Raw genomic sequence first — 21,215 nt, forward strand, 5'->3', positions numbered from 1 at the left:
CCAGTGCGCATGAAGATCGCGACCTTCAACATCAACAACGTCAACCGCCGCCTGCCCAACCTGTTGCGCTGGCTCAAGACCGCCAAGCCCGACATCGTCGGCCTGCAGGAGCTGAAGGCAAGCGACGCCGAGTTTCCCGCGGCCGCGCTCGAGCACGCCGGCTACGGCGCGGTGTGGCAGGGACAGAAGACCTGGAACGGCGTCGCCATCCTCGCGCGCAAGGCCGAGCCGGTGCTGATCCGCACCGCCCTGCCCGGCGATGCCGGCGATCACGAAGCGCGCTACATCGAGGCCGCGGTGCGCGGCATCGTCGTCACCAGCCTCTATCTGCCGAACGGCAATCCGCAGCCCGGGCCGAAATTCGATTACAAGCTCGCCTGGTTCAAGCGGCTGCGCGCCCATGCCGCCAAGCTGCTCAAGCAGGACGTCCCGGTGGTGCTCGCCGGCGACTACAATGTCGCGCCGACGCCCTTCGACATCTACCCGACGCGCTCCTGGGACAAGGATGCGCTGATCCAGCCGAAGAGCCGCGCCGCCTTCAAGGCGCTGGTCGATCAGGGCTGGTGCGATGCGATCCGCACCCTGCATCCGGACGCGCCGATGTTCACCTTCTGGGACTACAAGCGCCAGCGCTGGCCACGCGATGCAGGCCTCCGGCTCGATCATCTCCTGCTCAGCCCCGCAGTGGCGCCGCGGCTCGTGAAAGCCGGCGTCGACCGCACCGTCCGCGGCGAGGACGGTGCCAGCGATCATGCACCGGCGTGGGTTGTGCTGAGGTGACGCGCCGGCATCACGCCTCGCGACAATCAGCATGATGGTGGTCGCGACGCGGATCGGATGATGCCGCACACACCGCCGTCGGTGGCTATGGTTCCGGCCTGCCCCGGGACGACATCGAGGTTGTTGCGCGAGCTGCGGGGGCTTGCGCCGTCGGGCAACTCGGAGGTATGGGGCGATCACACCTCACCGGAGCGCGCAGGTGGGCTTCCTCTTCGTCCTCATCGTCGGCCTGGTGGCCGGCACCATTTCCGGCATCGTCGGCACCGGCTCGTCGATCATGCTGATGCCGGTGCTGGTCTATCAGTACGGGCCGAAGCAGGCGGTGCCGATCATGGCCGTCGCCGCCGTGATGGCCAATCTGTCGCGGATTCTCGCCTGGTGGCGCGAGGTCGACTGGCGCGCCTGCGCCGCCTATTCGATCACGGGGATTCCGGCCGCAGCGCTCGGCGCGCGCACCCTGCTCGCGCTGCCCTCCCGCGCGGTCGATATCGCGATCGGCGTGTTCCTGATCGCGATGGTGCCGGTGCGGCATTGGCTGGCGCAGCACAGACTGAAAGCCAATCTCTGGCATCTCGCAATCGGCGGCGCGCTGATCGGCTATCTCACCGGCATCGTGGCCTCGACCGGTCCGCTCAGCGTGCCGCTGTTTTTGTTCTACGGCCTCAGCAAGGGCGCGTTCCTCGCCACCGAAGCGGCAAGCTCGCTCGGGCTCTATGTCAGCAAGTCGGTGACCTTCGAGCGGTTCGGCGCGCTGACACCTGACATCGCGCTGAAGGGCCTGATCGCCGGCGCCTCGCTGATGGCCGGCGCCTTCATCGCAAAGCGCTTCGTGCTGCAGATGAAGCCGGAATCGTTCCGCCTGATCATGGACGGCATCATGCTGGCGGCGGGCACGGCGTTGCTGTGGTCGGCAATGACGCAGTAACATTCCGACATCGGCTGCGTGAGACCGGGCCTTGGGCAAACGGATTTCACCGTGACGAACACCAACATCCTGCCGATGATGTCGTAATTCTACGGGGCTTTGCGCATCGGATGGCGTGTACCCCGAAAGAGTTTTGTTGAGCCCTCGGCTTCCGTTGTTATCCGGATTGCCACCGTCCGGCCACTGCGTTTATGACAATCTCATTACTTGCACTTGATCGTTTGCGGAAAAGAACTTTGCTCCAGCAGGCATCACAGGGTTGATCGACGACCCGGATGCGAGTCCCGAGAGTTCAGGGCGACACGAGTTCAGCGACACATGGCGTGCAGATCGGGCGCAGAGCCCGGCGCCTGATGTCATCGATGTCGGCCTGACGAATACGGGATCGCAAGTCGAAGCATTGGGAGTCGCGGGTTGTCAAAGCCCACGACAGGCGGGAAAGGCAGGCGCGCGATGCGCAAGATGATGATCACGACTGCGGCGATTCTAACGTTCGCTGTTGCCGGCTCGGCGTTCTGGCCGACGGCAAAGCCCGACGTCGAACAGTTCGGCGACAGCGTTTACGAGACGATCTGGGTCTGGCGAATTCCGACCTACGCGAACAATCCGTCGTGGCGGGTTCGCTGGAGCTGGAGCGATCCGTTGCGTGCGCAGGCGAGATGCTGCCGCGCTCTGCCGACGAGTCTGACGCCGCGCGAGAATCCGCCGCTGCTGCTGTCGAGGCAGGACCTCCGCGTTTGACCGCTCGTACAATCGAGAGCAGTTCCCTTGCGCGAAAGCGCATTTGATTCAAATTCGCGCTGTAGTTGAACTTACTTTTTATCCTTAACCAGAAACCTGATCTTTGATTTACATCTGCAAGATGCGGTTTACCTTGTCTCCGCGAGCACAGCGGATTCAGGGACAACAACAACATGCGCCAGCCAAGCCTCACCCTGTGGTTGACCGTTGTTCTGGCGACACAGGGATTGAGCGTCGCGGCAGACGATACGAGATCGGGACAACCGGGTGCCGTTGCCGCCGCTGACCGCGTTGCGTGTTCCCTGCAGCCGAAAAGCGAGGAACCGTCCGATCCGTCGTCGACCTCGGCAATTCCCCACGCCGAAAAATTCGTCGCGCGGGAACATTTCAAGGAGGACATCGCCTCGAGCGCGCCGGTCAGGATTTCTTGGCTAGGCGCGACCTTCGCGCAGCGCTTCACCAACAAGATCGAGGACGATAGCGGCGGCGCAACGTTGCAGACCTTCATCCTGAGCGCAGCCTCGAGCGACAAGGAGATCCTCGCCAAACTGGGTCAGAGTCACGAGAGCAGGCTGGCCGACGTCTGGTGCGCGTTGAGGCGACAGCCCAGCGGCAGCAACGGCCCGCTGGAAGTCAACGCCAAGCCGAACGTGTTTTACGTCCGCGACAGTGCCGGAGAGCTTGGTGCCGTCGACGTGCTGTGGGGCGGCGTCGGCTGGGAAATCGGCGCAAGCCCGGTCGGAGACAAGCCGCGCTGGCCGGGCGGAACACGGGTGTTCTCGCGCTGAGCCGGCCCCGCCATCGGGCGCACCGTCTTCGATGGATCGTGCGCGGCGGCCGAACCGTGTTATGCATCGTGCGCGATAGCGCGACTCACCTGCTCCATGGCCAAATCCACCCTCTCCTTCGTCTGCCAGAACTGCGGCGCGGCGTATAATCGCTGGCAGGGCAAGTGCGACTCCTGCGGCGAGTGGAACACGCTGGCCGAGGAAGACACCACAGGCTCGGTGCCGGTCTCGATCCGCAGCAAGCGCAAGGGCCGGACGTTTGCGCTGGAATCGCTGTCCGGCAAGACCCAGGACGCGCCGCGGCTGTCCTCCGGCATGGCCGAACTCGACCGCGTCACCGGCGGCGGCTTCGTCCGCGGCTCGGTGCTTTTGGTCGGCGGCGATCCCGGCATCGGAAAATCCACGCTGCTGACCCAGGCGACCAGCATGATGGCGCGTGCCGGCCACCGCGCCGTCTATATCTCCGGCGAAGAGGCGGTCGCCCAGGTGCGGCTGCGCGCCGAACGGCTCGGGCTCGCGGACGCACCGGTGCAGCTGGCTTCGGAAACGTCGGTCGAGGACATCGTCGCGACGCTGTCGGAAGGCGCGGTGCCGCGGCTGATCGTGATCGACTCGATCCAGACCATGTGGACCGACACGGTGGAATCCGCGCCCGGCACGGTGACCCAGGTCCGCGCCTCGGCGCAGGCCCTCATTCGCTTTGCCAAGAAAACCGGCGCCGCGATCATCCTGGTCGGCCATGTGACAAAGGACGGCCAGATCGCCGGTCCCCGCGTGGTCGAGCACATGGTCGATGCGGTGCTGTCGTTCGAGGGCGAAGGCTCGCAGCAGTTCCGCATCCTGCGCTCGGTGAAGAACCGTTTTGGTGCGACCGACGAGATCGGCGTGTTCGAGATGACCGGCCTCGGCCTGCGCGAGGTCACCAACCCCTCCGAATTGTTCCTCTCCGAGCGCGAGCTCGGCAGTCCCGGCACGGCGGTGTTTGCCGGCATCGAGGGCACCCGTCCGGTGCTGGTCGAATTGCAGGCGCTGGTGGCACCGACCTCGCTGGGCACGCCGCGCCGCGCCGTGGTCGGCTGGGATCCGAGCCGGCTGTCGATGGTGCTCGCGGTGCTGGAAGCGCATTGCGGCGTCAAATTGTCCGGACATGACGTCTATCTCAATGTCGCCGGCGGCCTGCGCATCCAGGAGCCGGCCGCGGATCTTGCCGCGGCTGCGGCGCTGGTCTCCTCGCTGGTGAATGCGCCGCTGCCGACGGATGCGGTCTATTTCGGCGAGATTTCGCTGTCGGGCGCGATCCGCCCGGTGGCGCAGACCCCGGCGCGGCTCAAGGAGGCCCTCAAGCTCGGCTTCGCCCGCGCCATCCTGCCCGAATCGGCCCGCGGCGAGAGCGGCGGCGATTCAGGGCTCACCCTCAACAGCGTCGGCAATCTCACCACGCTGGTCGCCGAAATTGCGGCACGCGGTACGCCAAGAGGCGACCGGGGAACACCGCGAGGCGACCGGCGCGACCCGGGCGGCTCCGGAGGCCCTGATGCGGCTGAGAAAAATGCCACACCGGCCCGATTCCGTCGCGAGACCAGCTAAAGCGGGCGTGACGTATCAGCCCCCCGCCGCTATACATCCGCCGCGCGGGACAGGCGGCGCTCTGGCCTTGCCGGATGCCCCCAATGCGCCTCAGTTAGGACGGCACCGACTTTGCCGATTCGCGAGAGCCCTTAGCAGCGTAAGCCCTTAACAACGTAAGCCCTTAACAGCGTACCGAAACGTACCAGCGGACCTGACCAGCCGATGCCCATAACGATACTTGATCTCGTCCTGCTCGGCGTGATGCTGATTTCGGGCCTGCTCGCGATGGTGCGCGGCTTCATGCGCGAGATCCTGTCGATCGCGGCGTGGGGCGCCGCCGCCCTGGTCACGCTGTATGCGTTCTCGAAGCTTTTGCCGACCGCCAAGACCTATTTCAACAACGACACGGTCGCCGCCGTGGTCGTGGTGGCCGGCGTCTTCATCGGCACGCTGATCGTGGTCTCGATCGTCACGGTGCGGATCTCGGACATGATCCTGGATTCCCGGATCGGCGCGCTCGACCGCACCCTCGGCTTCCTGTTCGGGCTCGCCCGCGGCCTCCTGATCGTGGTCGTGGCGTTCATGTTCTTCACCTGGCTGGTTCCGGACAAGCAGCGGCCTGATTGGGTGACTGGGGCGAAGTCCCGAGTGGTGCTGCAGGGAACCGGGGATTGGCTGATGTCGCTCTTGCCTGACGACCCCGAGAACACCATCTTAAAGAAGTTCAAGAAGAATAAGCCAGACGACGATTCTGCGGCCGATACCAATGATCAGGCGACGCCGGCGTCGGGTGATGGCTATAGCAAACCTGCGCGTGACAGCTTGAAGAAGCTGATCGAGAAACCCGCGGGCCGATAAACTATTTGGGCCCTTACGAGAGGCGATGAACGAGATGCAGACTCCTTCGGATCATACCGACCAAATGGATCTCGACCTCGGCCCGATCGAACTGCAGGACCCTCTCAGATATCACCCCGATCTCGATGGCGACACGCTCCGCGAGGAATGCGGCGTGTTCGGCATCTTCGGCCATCCCGAGGCCGCCGCGATCACCGCACTTGGCCTGCACGCCCTGCAACACCGCGGCCAGGAAGCTGCCGGCATCGTCTCCTTCGACGGCAGCCGCTTCCACAGTGAACGCCGCCTCGGCCTGGTCGGCGACGCCTTCTCCCGCCGCGAGGTGATCGAGCGCCTGCCCGGCAACGCCGCGGTCGGCCATGTCCGCTACTCCACCACCGGCGGCACCATCCTGCGCAACGTGCAGCCGCTGTTTGCCGAGCTCAGCGCCGGCGGGTTTGCGGTCGGCCACAACGGCAACCTCACCAATGGCCTGACCCTGCGCCGCGAGCTGGTCAAGGGCGGCGCCATGATGCAGTCGACCACCGACACCGAGGTGATCCTGCATCTCGTGGCGCAGTCCAAGCGCACCCGCTTCATCGACCGCTTCATCGAGGCGCTGCGCACCATCGAGGGCGCCTATGCGCTGGTCGCGCTGACCAACAAGAAGCTGGTCGGCGCGCGCGACCCGCTCGGCATCCGCCCGCTGGTGCTCGGCGATCTCGACGGCTGTCCGATCCTGACCTCGGAGACCTGCGCGCTCGACATGATCGGCGCGAAATACGTCCGCGACATCGAGCCCGGCGAGATCATCGTGTTCGACGAGGCCGGCGCGCACAGCCACAAGCCGTTTCCGCCGAAGCCGGCCCGGCCCTGCATCTTCGAATACATCTATTTCGCCCGGCCGGACTCGATCGTCGGCGGCCGCTCGGTCTACGACGTGCGCAAGGCATTCGGTGCGCAGCTCGCGCGCGAGAGCCATCCCGAGATCGACGTCGTGGTGCCGGTGCCGGATTCCGGCGTGCCCGCCGCGGTCGGCTACAGCCAGTATTCCGGCGTGCCGTTCGAGCTCGGCATCATCCGCAACCACTATGTCGGCCGCACCTTCATCCAACCGACCCAGAGCGTGCGCGAGCTCGGCGTGCGCATGAAGCATTCGGCCAACCGCGCCGCGATCGAGGGCAAGCGCATCATCCTGATCGACGACAGCCTGGTGCGCGGCACCACCTCGAAGAAGATCGTGCGCATGATGCGCGATGCCGGCGCCCGCGAGGTGCATTTCCGCCTCGCCTCGCCGCCGATCCTCTATCCCGACTATTACGGCATCGACCTGCCGGATCGCGGCGGCCTGCTCGCCGCCACCCATTCGCTCGAGGAGATGCGCGACATCATCGGCGCCGACTCGCTCGCCTTCCTGTCGATCGACGGCATGTACCGCGCGATGGGCTATGAGGGGCGCGACCCGGCAAATCCGAGATTCGCCGACCATTGCTTCACCGGCGCCTATCCGACCCACCTGACCGACCAGAGCGAAACCGAGGTCCCGCCGCGCCAGCTCTCGCTGCTGGCGGAGGCCAGTTAGCCACATTGGCGGTGTCGTCCTGGCGAAGGCCAGGACCCATAACCACCGGCCTATATGGCTGGGGCAGTATTAGACACGAACACCTTCTTCCATATCGCCGTCACGGCGTATGGGTCCCTGCTTTCGCAGGGACGACGATTTGTTAGAGTCCCTTCCATGACAAAACCCCTCGCCTCCCGTATCGCCCTCGTGACCGGCGCCTCACGCGGCATCGGCTATGCGACCGCGGTCGCTCTCGCCAAGGCCGGCGCGCATGTCGTGGCGGTGGCACGCACGCAGGGCGGGCTGGAAGAGCTCGACGACGAGATCCGCAAGGCCGGCGGCAGCGCCACCCTGGTGCCGCTCTCCCTCACCGATTACGACGGCATTGCGCGGCTCGGCCTCGCGCTGCATGAGCGCCACGGCAAGCTCGATATCCTGGTCGGCAATGCCGGCACCGCCGGTCCCTCCTCGCCGCTCGGCCATATCGAGCTGAAGCCGTGGAACGACGTATTCGCGATCAACGTCAACGCCAATTTCCAGCTGATCCGCTGCATGGACCCGCTGCTGCGCCAGTCCGACGCCGGCCGCGCGGTGTTCGTGACGTCGGGCGTGGCCCACAAGGCCAACGCCTATCTCGGCCCCTATGCGGCCTCGAAGGCCGCGCTGGAGGCACTGGTGCGCTCCTGGGCCAACGAGACCGCCAACACGGGGCTGCGCGTCAACCTGTTCAGCCCCGGCCCGATCCGCACCCGGATGCGCGCGCAGGTGTTTCCCGGCGAAGACCCGATGACGCTGGATACGCCCGACATGGCCGCCGAATTCATCGTGCCGATGTGTTCGCCTGATTGGACCGAGACCGGCAAGCTCTACGACTACAAGGCGCGCACGCTGCGGACCTTCCAGCCGCCGGCGTGAGGAGTTACAGGCGGGCCGCGCCTTCGATTGTCATCCCCGCGAATGCGGGGATCCAGTATTCCAGAGGCGATTGCTTTTGAATCGAGACGCCGCGGCGTACTGGATCGCCCGGTCAAGCCGGGCGATGACACCTCTTATGACGCGTCGGCTTGCGTTTCCCTTGCGATTGACTCGCTCCCCGCCTCACGATTGACTGCGCTCCCAGCGGGACCACCGCCAAGAAAAATCTCGGGAGGCAACCAATGACGCCGACGTTCAATCGCGCGCGCTCCATTCTGTCCGGATTGTTTCTCTCCGCCTGCATCGCATCATCGGCCCTTCTCGCTCTGCACGCGCCCGCCAGGGCCGGCGATGTCCCGACCTTCGCGGTCGATGCGTCCTGGCCAAAGCCGCTGCCGAACAACTGGATCCTCGGCCAGGTCGGCGGCATCACGGTGGATCGGCAGGACCATATCTGGATGATCCACCGGCCGCGCTCGCTGACCGACGACGAAAAGGGCGCGAGCCTCAATCCGCCGCGCTCGAAATGCTGCGTCTCGGCGCCGCCGGTGCTCGAATTCGACGCTGACGGCAATCTGCTGCGGTCCTGGGGCGGTCCGGGTGACGGCTATGAGTGGGTTGGCCGCGAGCACGGCATCGAGGTCGACGAGCGCAGCTTCGTCTGGATCGGCGGCAACGCCGACAATGACAATGCGATCCTCAAGTTCACCCTCGACGGCAAGTTCGTCGCGCAGATCGGCTCGATCGCTCAGAGCAAGGGCAGTAACGACACCACCCAGCTCGGCAAGCCCGCCGAGACCGCGATCGACAAGGAGGCCAACGAGATCTACGTCGCCGACGGTTACGGCAACCGGCGCGTCATCGTGTTCGATGCCACCACCGGCGCCTACAAGCGGCACTGGGGCGCCTATGGCAACAAGCCCGACGACGCCAAGCAGCCGCCCTACGATCCGAAGGCGCAGGTCGCGCAGCAGTTCGGCAATCCCGTGCACTGCGTGAAGATCGCCAATGACGGACTGGTCTATGTCTGCGACCGCATCAACAACCGCATCCAGGTGTTCAGGAAGGACGGCAGCTTCGTGAAGGAGTTCTTCTTCGAGAAGAGCACGCTCGGCAACGGCGCGGTGTGGGACATCGCGCTGTGGCCCGATCCCAAGCAGACCTACCTGCTCTCCGCCGACGGCGAGAACAACGAGATCCGCATCATCAGGCGTGACGACGGCGCGGTGGTCGGCAGCTTCGGCCGCAACGGCCGCAACGCCGGGCAATTCCACTGGGTGCACGCGCTCGCGGTCGACGCCAGGGGCAACGTCTATACCGCCGAGGTCGACACCGGAAAAAGGATCCAGAAATTCAAGCTGACCTCCGATGCGCTCAAGTAAGGGTTTCACCGGATGACGCTTCGACGCAGGCCCACCCGGCTTTAGGCGGATTGCCGCCTCGCCCGGGAAAGGGTAAGCGGGAACTTGAGCGACCGGCAAAAAGGCTCCGCAAGAGGGCTGCCCGGGCTTTAGACAGTGGAGGGAATTTCATGACAACGACGTTTGCGCGGCGCTGCGCCGCGCTTCTTGCTTGCGCCGCACTCGGCCTTTCAACCTCTGCGTTCGCGCAGGACAAGACCGTCAAGATCGGCGTGCTGAACGATATGTCGAGCCTCTATGCCGACATCGGCGGCCCGAACTCGGTGGTCGCGATCAAGATGGCCGTCGAGGATTCCGGCCTGCTCAAGAAGGGCTGGAAGATCGACGTCCTCAGCGGCGACCACCAGAACAAGCCCGACGTCGGCGTCAACATCGCGCGGCAGTGGGTCGACAACGAGAAGGTCGATGCGATCGCCGACACGCCGAACTCCGGCGTGGCGCTTGCGGTCAACAATCTCGCCAAGGAGAAGAACATCGTCCTGCTGAACTCGGGCGCGGCGACCGCCGACCTCACCGGCAAGGCCTGCACGCCGAACACGATTTCATATACCTACGACACCTACATGCTGGCCAACGGCACCGGCAAGGCACTGACGAAGGCCGGCGGCGACACCTGGTTCTTCCTGACGGCCGACTATGCATTCGGCCACGCGCTTGAGCGCGACACCACCGCGGTCGTCAACGGCAATGGCGGCAAGGTGCTCGGAAGCGTCAAGCATCCGATCAACACCGCCGATTTCTCGTCGTTCCTGCTGCAGGCACAATCGTCCAAGGCCAAGGTGGTCGGCCTCGCCAATGCCGGCGGCGACACCACCAACGCGATCAAGCAGGCGGCCGAATTCGGCATCGTTTCCGGCGGCCAAAAGCTCGCGGCGCTGCTGCTGTTCATCAACGACGTGCATTCGCTCGGGTTGAAGACCGCGCAAGGCCTGACGTTCACGGAATCCTTCTATTGGGACATGAATGACCAGACCCGCGCCTGGTCGAAGCGGTTCTCCGCCTTGGCCAGCAAGAACGCGATGCCGTCGATGACCCAGGCCGGCAACTACGCGATGGTGCTGCACTATCTCAAGGCGATGGAAGCGCTCGGCGGCAATCCGCATGACGGTGCCAAGGTCGTCGCCAAGATGAAGGAATTGCCGACCGACGATCCGCTGTTCGGCAAGGGCCCGCTGCGCGCCGACGGCCGGCGCCTGATCCCGGCCTATCTGTTCGAGGTGAAGAAGCCCGAAGAGTCCAAATACCCCTGGGACTATTACAAGCTGATCGCCACCATCGCGCCGGAAGACGCCGCGAAGCCGCTTGAGGCCAGCGACTGTCCGCTGGTGAAGAAGTAAGCTGTGTCCGTAGGGTGGGTTGGCGAAGCGCAACCCACCCTGCACGCATCACTTCGCGGCCGACTTCCGCGCCGGCTCCGGCAACGATGCCCATTCCCTGTCGGCGCGCGGGCCGCCGACATCGCCGGTGAGGCCGACGAGCTGGCCCGGCTGCACGTCCAGCGTCTGCGTCCAGGTCTGGGTCTGGCACAGCAGCGTGAGCAGACATCCCTTGAGCTTCAGCCGGTCGGATTTGTCGCGCCACAGCGAGACCGCATAGGACTTGCCGTCCTCGGCGTTGTAGATGTCGCCGTCGAACCTGCCCTCCGGCGTCAGCTTCAATCCGAGGATCAGCTGATGGCCGAGCAGCGCACGCGTCCGTTTGTCGGGGTCGGGATTGAAGCTGTCGCGGAACGGCTGGCCGTGTGAATCGAGCGGATCCTTCATCCACACGATGAAACCGCAGATGCGCTCATGCGCAGGGCCGCAGCGCTCGAGACGGATGCGCGCGCGGCCGTCTTCGGTCAGCTAGGTGCCGCTGGGATCGGCCGGGGCGATCGTCTCGGCGCGGCCGGTCGAGCTCATCAGCAAGGCAGCGACAAGGCTGCGCAGAAACATGCGAACCAGAAAGTTCATGGTCAAGGACCTTTCAGTGTCGGGATGGTTTTTCGGACGCGGGAGACACGCCTCATTTCAATTGCGCCATGAACGCATCGGCGCCCTTGTCGATGCCGGCCGTGGCCGCTGCGAGATCGCCGACGCTGGCCTTGATGTCGTAGGCGTTGGGATATTGCTTGCTGACATAGGCGCCGAGCAGGCGCGAGGTCGAGCTGTCGAACATCTCGACGGCATAGATGACGGAGCCCGTCATCGTGCCCTCGCCGTCGCGCGCGGCCTGCACGCCGTTGTAGACCGCGCCTGCCAGATCGAAACGCGACAGCGTGCCGAGCACCGGCGTGTTGGCGACCGCGCCGGTCAGCGTCAGCCGCAGGCGGAACGTGTTCGGCCCGCGCGTGTTCACCAGCGTGAAGTGGCCGCGCAGCTTGTCGGCGAAGCGGGTCTGCATGTAGGCGGCGAGCGTCCGCTTGTCCTCCTCGGACATGTCGCCGAACTGATGATCCGCGCCGCGATAGATCACGACCGGATCGATCATCACCTTGTTGTAGCTCCGCCAGTCGACTGGCGGCGCATAGCGATACGGCACACGCCCCGAAGAATCGGACGTGTCCGGCGTCATGTAGGCCGACGATGCCACCTCCGAATAGGCCACCGGCGTGACGGCGGCACATCCTCCCGCGAGGACGCAAAGCGCCATCGCTCCCAGACCGCGCGCGGCGATCGAGCTCTCCATTCCAATCTCCTCATCCGACCCTGAAGCGGAAGAGCAGCTCGGCCGCAGCCGCGTCCGGGGCTGAAAGTACGGCTGCGGCCGTCACTGCCGACCTGGCTCACCGTCGCGGCGCCGCCAGACCTTGCCTCAGTGCGACCAACTATAAAACCGACCAGTTGGTTTGTAAAGTTGCAATCGCAGGAAGCGCGTCGGAAAAATGCGGCGGTCGAGATGTCGTGTGAGCTGGCGAGGCCGCTTCGCGAATGGCGGCCGAGCGTTGTCACAAACCCGAGATATCTCGTGTGGTACGGCAGAAATCGCCGGGGGATTTCAGGGGCCCGGTGCCGATCCAACGCCGCCAAGCGATCCATATTCCGCTTGGGCGGCGTTGTGCTTTCGGCAGCGCCGAAAATTCAGCCGCGCTTGCGCGCGGATGCCGGCTTTGTGGCCGGTGCGCCGGCAGGCCGCGGCGATGCCGCGCGTGCCGCCGTCGTCCTGGACGGCTTTGTTGCCTCGGTCGCACCCTGCTCCATCGCGGTCCATTTGCTGTCGTCGAGCAATCGTTCGAACAGGCGGTCGCGCTCCGCCTCGGTCAGCGACAACATGCCGAACAACGAGCTCAGCAGCAGCCCCCGCGCCGCCGCCCAGCGCAGCAGCGCGAGATCGGGATCCCTCGCCTCGGCCTTCATCAGCGCGACCTTCTTGATGTCGACATCGCGCGGCATCGCCATCAATTCGGGATTCTCGTTCATCGCCGCCAGCAGTGCGAACGCCCCTGCCCGCGGCGTTGAGATCGCCTCCCGCAGCGTCGCGATCTGCGCCGACAGTTCGGGCTGGTCCGTGGTCCCGCGTACCTTTTCGATGTAGCGGTTCGAGAATTCCTCGAAATGCGCCATCTGCTGCTCGAGCAAGGCGCGCAGCACCGCTTCCTTGGTGCGGAACTGGTGCATCACGCCGCCCTTGCTGAGACCGCTCTCGCGCGCAATCGCGTCCAGCGTCAGGCGCCCTGGACCATCGCGCGTCACGATGGTGATCGCGGCGTCGAGTGCGGCGTTGCGGGAGCGTTCCGAGCGGGAAGGATTATCCATGGTGTACTCAGGAAGGAGTCGTTTGAGATCACAGTATCTCAGCGGCTTCGGTCAATCTCAAGCGCCGCATCGATCTGCAAGGCAGCGCGAACGGCATCCGCGAAATGGCGGTGCCCGCCTCGAAAGACGCATCAATTTCAGGCACCGGTCATCGAGCTATCCGATCGCTCACGCGCACAAGCGAACCTTCTGCAGCAGGCCCTGAAGGAAACCGTGGGCCATTCGGCCGACGACCCTTTCCCCTCGACCGCGCGCGGGCGACGGACTGCGCGTCGGCATAGCTGGCGGCGACGATCGTCCCGTGCCTGCCGCCATCGAGTTTCAGGTCGGTCAGATAGACAAGGCCGCGCGACGTCAGCAGCGCCGCCTGCGCGTCGCTGAAGCGGCTCAATTCATCGCAGATATCAACGGTCTCGTCGGTCACCGTGCTGCTCCTGGCAGCGCGCCCCCGGAGCGAGGCGCGCCTCTTCATCCGGTATCACTCCTATACAAACCAACCGGATGGTTTGTAAACAGACGAGATGACGCAATCCGGCAGGTGCGGCCGGACGCATCATCGTGTCGGATCGGCGCGCGCACATTCGTCCTCGAAGCATCAGCCAGCATGCGGAGCACGCGAGCGATGACAGAGCAGAAACACACGGCGGAAACCGAAATCAGGGCGCTCATCGATACCTGGACGGACGCCGTCCGCAGACGCGACTATCCAGGCATCTTCGCCCATCACGATCCGGACATCGTGATGTTCGACGTTCCTCCGCCATTGCAGTCGCGCGGATTGGACGCGTACAGCAAGACGTGGGACCTGTTCTTCAGGTATCACCGCCCCTCCTACGCCTTCGATATCGAGGAGATCGCGATCACGGCCGGCGATGATGTCGCCTTCGCGGTCGCGGTGATGCGGTGCGGGCCACCTGATGCCACGTTCCAGTTCAGGCTGACGATCGGATTGCGCAAGGTCGCCGGCGAGTGGCGCGTCACGCACGAACACCATTCGGTGCCGGCGACGGAATAGAGCGTCTCGTGGTGGATCCGTTCGGCGAGCGGCTTTGCCCGCCCTAGGCCTTCTTCGCCGCCGTCGCGCGCCAGGCGATGGCGAGCGCGAGCAGCAGCAGCGCGCCGGCCAGATAGAACGGCGCGCCGGGCATCTTCGCCGGCACGTTGTCGCCGATGAAATAGGCGAAGGTCAGCGTGAACAGGAACGGGCCGATCAATTCCGACATGCTCTGCACGCTCGATGTCGCGCCCTGCAACTGGCCCTGCTGGTCGGCGGCGACGAGCTGCGTCGTCAGCGCCTGCGTCGCAGCGCCCGAGAGGCCCCACAGCGCCATCACGGGAATGCCGATCCAGAACAGCTGGCCTGATGGCGCGGCGCCGAAGATCACGAAGCCCAGGGCGCCGCAGACGAGGCCGAGGAACAGCGCGTTGCGCTCGCCGAGGCGCAGCACGATCGGGCCGATTGCCGCGCCCTGCACGATCATGCCGCAGACGCCGACCAGCGCCAGCGTCGCGCCGACGGTGCCGGTGTCCCAGCCATAGCGATAGGTGGCGTAGAGCACGAACACCGAGGGCAGCACGACATGCGCGAGCTGGCCGAAGAACGTCGCCAGCGACAGGCCGGCGAGCGTCCGGTTCGAGCGCAGGAAATGCAGCGCGCCGATCGGATTGGCGCTCTTCCATTTGAACGGCGCGCGCCGCTCCACGGGCAGCGATTCCGGCAGGATGAACAGGCCATAGAGCCCGTTGACGAAGCTCAATCCCGCCGCCGCCCAGAACGGCAGCCGCGGATCGATCTCGCCGAGCAGGCCGCCCAGCGCCGGTCCGAGGATGAAGCCGGCGCCGAAGGCGACGCCGATCTTGCCGAACATCGCGGCGCGCTGCTCCGGCGCGGTGACGTCGGCGATATAGGCGAACACGGTCGAGATGCTCGACGAGGTGATGCCCGAGATCGCCCGCCCGATGAACAGCCAGATCAGGTTCGGCGCCAGCGCCATCAGCACATAGTCGGCGGCGAGACCGAAATTCGACAGCAGCACCACCGGCCGGCGGCCGAAGTGATCGGACAGCGCACCCAGGATCGGCGAGCAGACGAACTGCATCAAGGCCCAGATCGAGCCGAACACGCCGAAGATGCGCGCCGCGTTGGCGGTGTCGTTGTCGACGAAGCCCTCGATCAACTTGGGCAGGATCGGGACGATGATCCCGAGCGCGAGCATGTCAAGCAGCAGGGTGATGAAGATGAAGACCGCCGCGCCGCTGCGCGGTTGCGACGTCGCCGTCGCATCATTCTCGTTTTGACGCGTTTTCTTCACGCGAACCGGTACCCACTTCGCTCGAAAACGCTATGCCCGCTCACGACGGCCGTTTGCGCTTGTGGGCGAACGGATTGGCCTTCTCGCGCAGCGTGATCCGGATCGGCGTGCCCGGCAGATCGAAGGTCTCGCGCAGCGAGTTGATGAGGTAGCGCAGATAGGATCGCGGGATCGCGTCGGCGCGCGAGCAGAACAGCACGAAGCTCGGCGGGCGCGCCTTCACTTGCGTGATGTAGTTCAGCTTCAGCCTGCGGCCCGAGACCGCCGGCGGCGGGTTGGCCTGGATCGCCTGCTCGAACCAGCGATTGAGCGCCGAGGTCGGCAAGCGCCGGTTCCAGACCGCATAGGCCTCCTGGATCGCCGTCATCAGGCGGTCGATGCCCTCGCCCATCAGGCCGGAGACGGCGACGATCGGCGCGCCCTTGACCTGCGGCAGCCAGTGATCGGCATCGGTGCGCAGCTGAGAGATCTGGTTGGGCTTGCGCTCGACGAGGTCCCACTTGTTGACCGCGAGCACGATGGCGCGGCCTTCGCGCTCGATCAGGTCGGCGATGCGCAGGTCCTGCTCCTCGAATTTGTTCTGCGCGTCCATCATCATCACGACGACTTCGGCAAAGCGCACCGCGCGCAACGCGTCGGCGACCGAGAGCTTCTCCAGCTTCTCCTCGATCCGCGAGCGGCGGCGCAGGCCGGCGGTGTCGAACACCCGGAACTGGCGGCCTTGCCAGGTGATCTCGACCGCGATGGAATCGCGCGTGGTGCCGGCCTCGGGACTGGTCAGCAGCCGCTCCTCGCCGAGCAGATGGTTGATCAGCGTCGACTTGCCGGCATTCGGCCGGCCGACGATGGCGACGCGGATCGGGCGCTGCGCGGCCTCCTCCTCCGAGATGTCCTCGTCATCCTCGAGCTCGTCGTCTTCCTCCGGTGTCTCCGGCACCAGCGCGCTCAGCGCCTCGTGGAGGTCACCCATGCCCTCGCCATGCTCGGCCGAGATCTGGACGGGATCGCCGAGCCCGAGCGCGTAGGATTCCATCGCGCCGATCTCGCCATGCTTGCCCTCGGCCTTGTTGGCGACCAGCACCACCGGCTTGTTGGCCTTTCGCGCGAAGTCGGCGAAGGCACGGTCGGTCGGCGTCAGGCCGACGCGGGCGTCGATCACGAACATCAGGGCGTCGGCGAGCTCGATCGCGGTTTCGGTCTGCTCCTGCATCCGCGCCGTCAGCGAACCCTTGGCGCCTTCGTCCAGGCCCGCGGTGTCGATGATGGTGAAGTCGAGGTCGTAGAGCCTGGCCTGGCCCTCGCGGCGGTCACGCGTCACGCCGGGCTCGTCGTCGACCAGCGCGAGCTTCTGGCCGACCAGCCGGTTGAACAGCGTCGACTTTCCGACATTGGGCCGGCCGATAATGGCGATGGTAAAAGACATGGATCATCCAGGCGCCGCGTCGCGGCGCGCGTCAATGAATTGAAGCAGGAGCCTAGCGGCTAAATCCGCCGCTCGGTAGCGGTGCGGGGAAGGCGCCGCCGGATTGTTGCGTGGTCTGGGTCTGCTGGGCCGGCGCCGCGGGCTGCGCCTGCTGGTCGTCGGCGGGTGGCGCGGTGGTGCGGCGGCGGACGATCTTCTTCGGCTTCGGCTCCGGCGGCAGCGCGGCGGGCGCGCCCTCCTCGGCTGCGGCATCGGGCGCAGCCGCCTGATCCGCGGCCGGCGCTGCCCTGCCCTTGGCGTGCTTCTTGGCGCCCTTCGGCGGCTCCGGCGGCGGGGCCGGCTGGGCGGCAGCGGCTGCCGCGGCGTTCTGCTGATCGATCTGTTCCTGCTGCGAGCCCTTGTACAGTTCCTTCGGCACGCCCTGCTCCAGGCCGGGCACGCCTTCGGGGAATACCGGCTTGCGGTCGCCCTGCAGCTTCTTCTTGCTATCGAGGAAGTCGAGCAGGTCGCTCGGATCGAAATTGGACATGCCGCCACCGCCGCAACCCGCCAGCACGCTGCAAAGCGCTGTCAGAACTGCGGCTGCGATCAGGCGTTGCGAGCGGCGCATGGTCGATCTCTCACTCAAACTCGGGTTTTGTCGGGGCATGATCCGATCGGAAAACCGGTTCCCACTTTTCCGGATCATGCCTCAGGTCAGCTTTTCGCGACCGGCGGCAACAGTGCCTGCAGCGCCTCGGCGCGCGAGCGCATGCTCGGCGGCGTCTCGCCGTCATTGGCAATCTGGTCGAGCCACTGCCGCGCGGCGGTGGCATCGTTGGCGCGCCAGGCCGACAGCGCCAGCAGCTCGCGCGCGGAATGGCGGAACGTCGAGTCCTTCGCCGTTGCCGTCGCCTCGAGCCGTTGCAGCATGTTCGGATAGGTGGTGGTCTCCATCAGGATCTGCGCGGCGCGGATCCGCGCCAGGTCCTGCTCGGGACCGCCGACGCTGCGGTCGGCTGCGATCTCGTCATAGAGCTTCGCGGCAGCCGGCTGATCGCGGGTTGCGACCTCGGCGGCCATGCGCAGCCGCGCCAGGTTGCGGTAACCCGACGGCGCCTTGGTGATGAGGGCGGCAAAGGCGGCCTCCGCCTCGGCGTGCTTGTTCTGATCGGACAGTTCGACCGCGCGGTCGAACGCCGCGCCGGCCTCGGCGGCCTTCCTGGCCTCGAGATACTGGTAACCGCGCCAGCCACCGACGCCCGCAACGATCAGGATCGCCAGGGCGATAATAAAGAGCGAGTACTTGTCCCACAGCTTCTTGAGCTGGTCGCGACGGACTTCCTCGTCGACTTCGTCAAATAATTCAGACACTTAAGGCTATCCCATCCCCTCGGGACCGCTGCCATCGGTGAGGCCCAGCCCCTACCCGATCCCCACATCGCGGCGGCGTTACCCTAATGGTGTGGCGGAGGCAAGGCAAAGCGAGGCGGATCAAAGCGTTAACGGGGGACGTTTGCAGCGGGCCGCAACGGGACTGCGTGGCCTCCCTCTCCCGCTTGCGGGCAGGGCAATCGCATATGGAATGAACCGATTCTTCCGCGCCGTCATGGCCGGGCTTGTCCCGGCCATCCACGTCTTGTCTTCGCGTGGAAACGAAGACTTGGATGCCCGGGACAAGCCCGGGCATGACGAGTTTGTGGGAACTCCGATTACCTCAAACGGCCATATGCGATTGCCCTGCCCGCAAGCGGGAGAGGTGCACCGAACTTGCGGATGGTACGTCCACGCCCTCGCTACGCGCCTACCGACGACAAGCTCTCCCTGATCTGGCGCTTGATCACCTTGCCATTGGCATTGCGCGGCAGCGGCTCTGATGTCAGCGCCATGGTCTCCGGCACCTTGTAGTCCGAGAGCCGCTCGGCGCACCAGGCGCGCAGGTTCTCCGCATTCACATCCGTGCGGGTCACGATCACGGCGTGCACGCGCTCGCCGAGCACCGGGCACGGTTTGGCGATGATCGCGCTCTCGACCACAGCGGGATGGCCGGCCAGAACGGACTCGACCTCGGCGGAATAGATCTTCAGGCCGCCGCGGTTGATCATGTCCTTTTGGCGGTCGAACACGCGGACGAAGTTCGCCGCATCGATCGAACCGAGATCGCCGGAATGCCAGAAGCCGGCCGTAAAACTCTCGGCGGTCGCCTTCGGATTGTTCCAGTAGCCCTTGATGACCGAGGCGCTGCGGATCCAGAGCTCGCCGATCTCGCCGCGCGGCAGTTCGCGGCCGTCGGCGCCCATCACGACGATCTCGGCGCCGGGGCACGGCAGGCCGACGCTGTCGATATGGGCGGCGGTCAGTTCGCCCGGCATCAGCGTCGAGGGCGACGTGGTCTCGGTTGCGCCGTAGCAATTCGCAAGCTTCAGCCCGGGAATCTTGGCGTCGAGTTTTTCGATGGTCGCGACCGGCATCGGCGCGCCGCCGAAGCCGCCGATCCGCCAGCTCGACAGGTCGTAGCTGTCGAAATCCGGCTGCATCAGGCAGAGATTGTACATCGCCGGCACCATCACCGTGTAGGTGACGCGCTCGCGCGCCGCGACCTTCAGATATTCCGAGGCCTTGAACTCCGGCATGATGATCAGCGCGCCGGCGCAGCGTGCCATCGTGGTGATGTTGGCGACCGCGCCGGTGACATGCGCGAGCGGCACCGCGGCGATCGAGCGATCGGCCCTGGTCAGCTTCAGGCACGAGGCGAACACCATCGAGGAGTGGACGATGTTGCAATGGGCGAGCATGGCGCCCTTCGGCCGGCCCGTGGTGCCCGAGGTGTAGAGGATCATCGCGGTGTCCTCTTCCCTCACCTGTGCCGGCGCCTGGGCCTGCGCGTTGTCGGCGAGGCCAGCGAATTGCGATGTGTCGTCGTCGCTGACGGAAATCCGATGCTTGAGGCCGGGAATGTCGGCCGCATCGGGGATGCGATCCGCGAGCGCGGCTTCATGGACCAGCAGCGTCGCACCGCAATCATTCAGCACATAGGCGATCTCGGGCTTCTGCTGGCGCGTCGAGAGCAGCACCGTGACCAGCCCGGCATGCGCGGCGGCGAACATCGTCAGCACGAATTCGATCCGGTTGCCGAGCAGGATCGCGACGCGGTCGCCGGGCGCAAGGCCGAGTTTTACAAAGCCCGCCGCGACCTTGGCCGATTTCTCCGCGACCTCGCGCCAGCTCAGGCGCGTCCCGCCACAGACCAGCGCCTCGCCGTCGCCGTTCTGCGCAACGGCGTCCGCGATCATCGCCCACAGGCTGCCGGGCCGTTCCGGAAAAGCCGGCACGACGCGGTCGCCGAAGCGCGGCTCGAGCCGCATCGGCGGAATTGCGTGCTGCGACCAGTCCATGTCTGCCCCGTCAGCTCTTCTTCATGCCGTAGACGTGCTCCGGCCCCGGGAATGCGCGGCTCTTCACGTCGCGCGCATAGCCCGCGATCGCCTCCTCGATCATCGGCCCGAGATTGCCGTAGCGGCGCACGAATTTCGGCGCCCGCGGCGACAGGCCGAGCATGTCCTCCAGCACCAGCACCTGGCCGTCACAGGCCGCGCTGGCGCCGATGCCGATGGTGGGCACGGCGATCGACTGTGTGATCTTGCGCGCCAGCGGCTCGGCGACCGCCTCGACGACGATCGAGAACGCGCCCGCTTCTGCAATCGCCCTGGCGTCGTTCTCGATCGGCGCCCAGTTCTCCTCCTCGCGGCCCTGCGCGCGGAACGAGCCGAGCGTGTTGATCGACTGCGGAGTCAGACCGATATGCCCCATCACCGGAATGCCGCGCTCGGACAGGAACGCCACCGTCTCCGCCATCCGCGCACCGCCCTCGAGCTTGACCGCGCCGCACAGCGTCTCCTTCATGATCCGCACCGCGGACTGGAACGCCTGCTCCTTCGAGCCCTCATAGGAGCCGAACGGCATATCCACCACGACGAGCGCGGCTTGCGAGCCGCGCATCACCGCGCGGCCCTGCAGGATCATCATGTCGAGGGTCACCGGCACCGTGGTCTCGAAGCCATGCATGACGTTGCCGAGGGAGTCGCCGACCAGGATGGCGTCGCAATGACGGTCGACCAACGCCGCGGTGTGCGCATGATAGGACGTCAGCATCACGATCGGCTCGCCGTTCTTGCGGGCGCGGAGATCAGGCGCGGTCTTGCGCTTGATGGCGGATTGAACAGACAT

21 protein-coding genes are annotated in these 21,215 nt (G+C 65.7%); 11 read left to right on the forward strand and 10 right to left on the reverse strand.

Annotation, left to right across the window (positions count from 1 at the left end; translation table 11 throughout):
* The first annotated feature begins 9 nt into the window (after window positions 1–9).
* The 10 genes from JEY66_RS26175 (at window position 10) to JEY66_RS26220 (ending at window position 10,877) form a co-directional block, all read left to right on the forward strand.
* On the forward strand, window positions 10–780 hold the full coding sequence (locus JEY66_RS26175; protein WP_018271279.1) for an exodeoxyribonuclease III: 771 nt from the start codon (window positions 10–12) through the stop codon (window positions 778–780).
* Window positions 781–979: 199 nt separating this feature from the next.
* A complete protein-coding gene (locus tag JEY66_RS26180; protein WP_018271278.1) occupies window positions 980–1,705 on the forward strand; it encodes a sulfite exporter TauE/SafE family protein in 726 nt (241 codons plus the stop codon).
* A gap of 453 nt (window positions 1,706–2,158) precedes the next feature.
* Window positions 2,159–2,446: a hypothetical protein gene (locus JEY66_RS26185; RefSeq protein WP_018271277.1), complete on the forward strand. Its 288-nt coding sequence runs from the start codon at window positions 2,159–2,161 to the stop codon at window positions 2,444–2,446.
* A gap of 173 nt (window positions 2,447–2,619) precedes the next feature.
* Window positions 2,620–3,234 carry a hypothetical protein gene (locus tag JEY66_RS26190; protein ID WP_018271276.1) on the forward strand — a complete coding sequence of 205 codons (615 nt, stop codon included), beginning with the start codon at window positions 2,620–2,622 and terminating at the stop codon, window positions 3,232–3,234.
* A 96-nt stretch (window positions 3,235–3,330) separates the two neighbouring features.
* Complete coding sequence (gene radA / locus JEY66_RS26195; protein ID WP_018271275.1) at window positions 3,331–4,821, forward strand: DNA repair protein RadA; 1,491 nt, start codon at window positions 3,331–3,333, stop codon at window positions 4,819–4,821.
* Between the two features lie 204 nt (window positions 4,822–5,025).
* On the forward strand, window positions 5,026–5,661 hold the full coding sequence (locus tag JEY66_RS26200; RefSeq protein ID WP_026192677.1) for a CvpA family protein: 636 nt from the start codon (window positions 5,026–5,028) through the stop codon (window positions 5,659–5,661).
* 34 nt (window positions 5,662–5,695) lie between these two features.
* Window positions 5,696–7,222, forward strand: coding sequence for an amidophosphoribosyltransferase (gene purF / locus JEY66_RS26205; RefSeq protein WP_026192676.1), 1,527 nt, complete (start codon window positions 5,696–5,698; stop codon window positions 7,220–7,222).
* Between the two features lie 156 nt (window positions 7,223–7,378).
* Window positions 7,379–8,119 (forward strand): SDR family NAD(P)-dependent oxidoreductase, encoded by a 741-nt coding sequence (locus tag JEY66_RS26210; protein ID WP_018271272.1) that lies wholly within the window; start codon window positions 7,379–7,381, stop codon window positions 8,117–8,119.
* A 242-nt stretch (window positions 8,120–8,361) separates the two neighbouring features.
* The gene (locus JEY66_RS26215) at window positions 8,362–9,501 is read left to right on the forward strand and encodes an NHL repeat-containing protein (protein WP_018271271.1); all 1,140 of its coding nucleotides are present in this window, start codon (window positions 8,362–8,364) and stop codon (window positions 9,499–9,501) included.
* A gap of 149 nt (window positions 9,502–9,650) precedes the next feature.
* The gene (locus tag JEY66_RS26220; RefSeq protein ID WP_016839895.1) at window positions 9,651–10,877 is read left to right on the forward strand and encodes an ABC transporter substrate-binding protein; all 1,227 of its coding nucleotides are present in this window, start codon (window positions 9,651–9,653) and stop codon (window positions 10,875–10,877) included.
* A 48-nt stretch (window positions 10,878–10,925) separates the two neighbouring features.
* Here JEY66_RS26220 and JEY66_RS26225 read toward each other — a convergent pair whose 3' ends face one another.
* The 4 genes from JEY66_RS26225 to JEY66_RS26240 form a co-directional block, all read right to left on the reverse strand.
* The gene (locus JEY66_RS26225; protein WP_259171328.1) at window positions 10,926–11,384 is read right to left on the reverse strand and encodes a DUF2147 domain-containing protein; all 459 of its coding nucleotides are present in this window, start codon (window positions 11,382–11,384) and stop codon (window positions 10,926–10,928) included.
* A gap of 160 nt (window positions 11,385–11,544) precedes the next feature.
* On the reverse strand, window positions 11,545–12,207 hold the full coding sequence (locus JEY66_RS26230) for a DUF3313 domain-containing protein (RefSeq protein WP_018271268.1): 663 nt from the start codon (window positions 12,205–12,207) through the stop codon (window positions 11,545–11,547).
* A 392-nt stretch (window positions 12,208–12,599) separates the two neighbouring features.
* Complete coding sequence (locus JEY66_RS26235; protein ID WP_018271267.1) at window positions 12,600–13,274, reverse strand: TetR/AcrR family transcriptional regulator; 675 nt, start codon at window positions 13,272–13,274, stop codon at window positions 12,600–12,602.
* 148 nt (window positions 13,275–13,422) lie between these two features.
* Window positions 13,423–13,698 (reverse strand): hypothetical protein, encoded by a 276-nt coding sequence (locus tag JEY66_RS26240; RefSeq protein WP_129964981.1) that lies wholly within the window; start codon window positions 13,696–13,698, stop codon window positions 13,423–13,425.
* Between the two features lie 198 nt (window positions 13,699–13,896).
* On the opposite strand from JEY66_RS26240, the gene JEY66_RS26245 reads away from it, so the two are divergent.
* The gene (locus JEY66_RS26245) at window positions 13,897–14,289 is read left to right on the forward strand and encodes a YybH family protein (RefSeq protein WP_018271265.1); all 393 of its coding nucleotides are present in this window, start codon (window positions 13,897–13,899) and stop codon (window positions 14,287–14,289) included.
* A gap of 43 nt (window positions 14,290–14,332) precedes the next feature.
* On the opposite strand, the gene JEY66_RS26250 is transcribed toward JEY66_RS26245, so the two are convergent.
* From JEY66_RS26250 to panB, 6 genes are all read right to left on the reverse strand, one after another.
* Window positions 14,333–15,586 carry a TCR/Tet family MFS transporter gene (locus JEY66_RS26250; RefSeq protein WP_018271264.1) on the reverse strand — a complete coding sequence of 418 codons (1,254 nt, stop codon included), beginning with the start codon at window positions 15,584–15,586 and terminating at the stop codon, window positions 14,333–14,335.
* Window positions 15,587–15,626: 40 nt separating this feature from the next.
* Complete coding sequence (gene der / locus JEY66_RS26255; protein WP_018271263.1) at window positions 15,627–17,009, reverse strand: ribosome biogenesis GTPase Der; 1,383 nt, start codon at window positions 17,007–17,009, stop codon at window positions 15,627–15,629.
* A gap of 52 nt (window positions 17,010–17,061) precedes the next feature.
* Window positions 17,062–17,619: a hypothetical protein gene (locus JEY66_RS26260; RefSeq protein WP_018271262.1), complete on the reverse strand. Its 558-nt coding sequence runs from the start codon at window positions 17,617–17,619 to the stop codon at window positions 17,062–17,064.
* 86 nt (window positions 17,620–17,705) lie between these two features.
* Window positions 17,706–18,362, reverse strand: coding sequence for a tetratricopeptide repeat protein (locus tag JEY66_RS26265; RefSeq protein ID WP_016839891.1), 657 nt, complete (start codon window positions 18,360–18,362; stop codon window positions 17,706–17,708).
* A gap of 422 nt (window positions 18,363–18,784) precedes the next feature.
* On the reverse strand, window positions 18,785–20,383 hold the full coding sequence (locus JEY66_RS26270; protein WP_018271261.1) for a class I adenylate-forming enzyme family protein: 1,599 nt from the start codon (window positions 20,381–20,383) through the stop codon (window positions 18,785–18,787).
* A 10-nt stretch (window positions 20,384–20,393) separates the two neighbouring features.
* A complete protein-coding gene (gene panB / locus JEY66_RS26275) occupies window positions 20,394–21,215 on the reverse strand; it encodes a 3-methyl-2-oxobutanoate hydroxymethyltransferase (protein ID WP_018271260.1) in 822 nt (273 codons plus the stop codon).

It is taken from the genome of Bradyrhizobium elkanii USDA 76, from assembly GCF_023278185.1.
In the GTDB taxonomy this organism is placed as follows: domain Bacteria; phylum Pseudomonadota; class Alphaproteobacteria; order Rhizobiales; family Xanthobacteraceae; genus Bradyrhizobium; species Bradyrhizobium elkanii.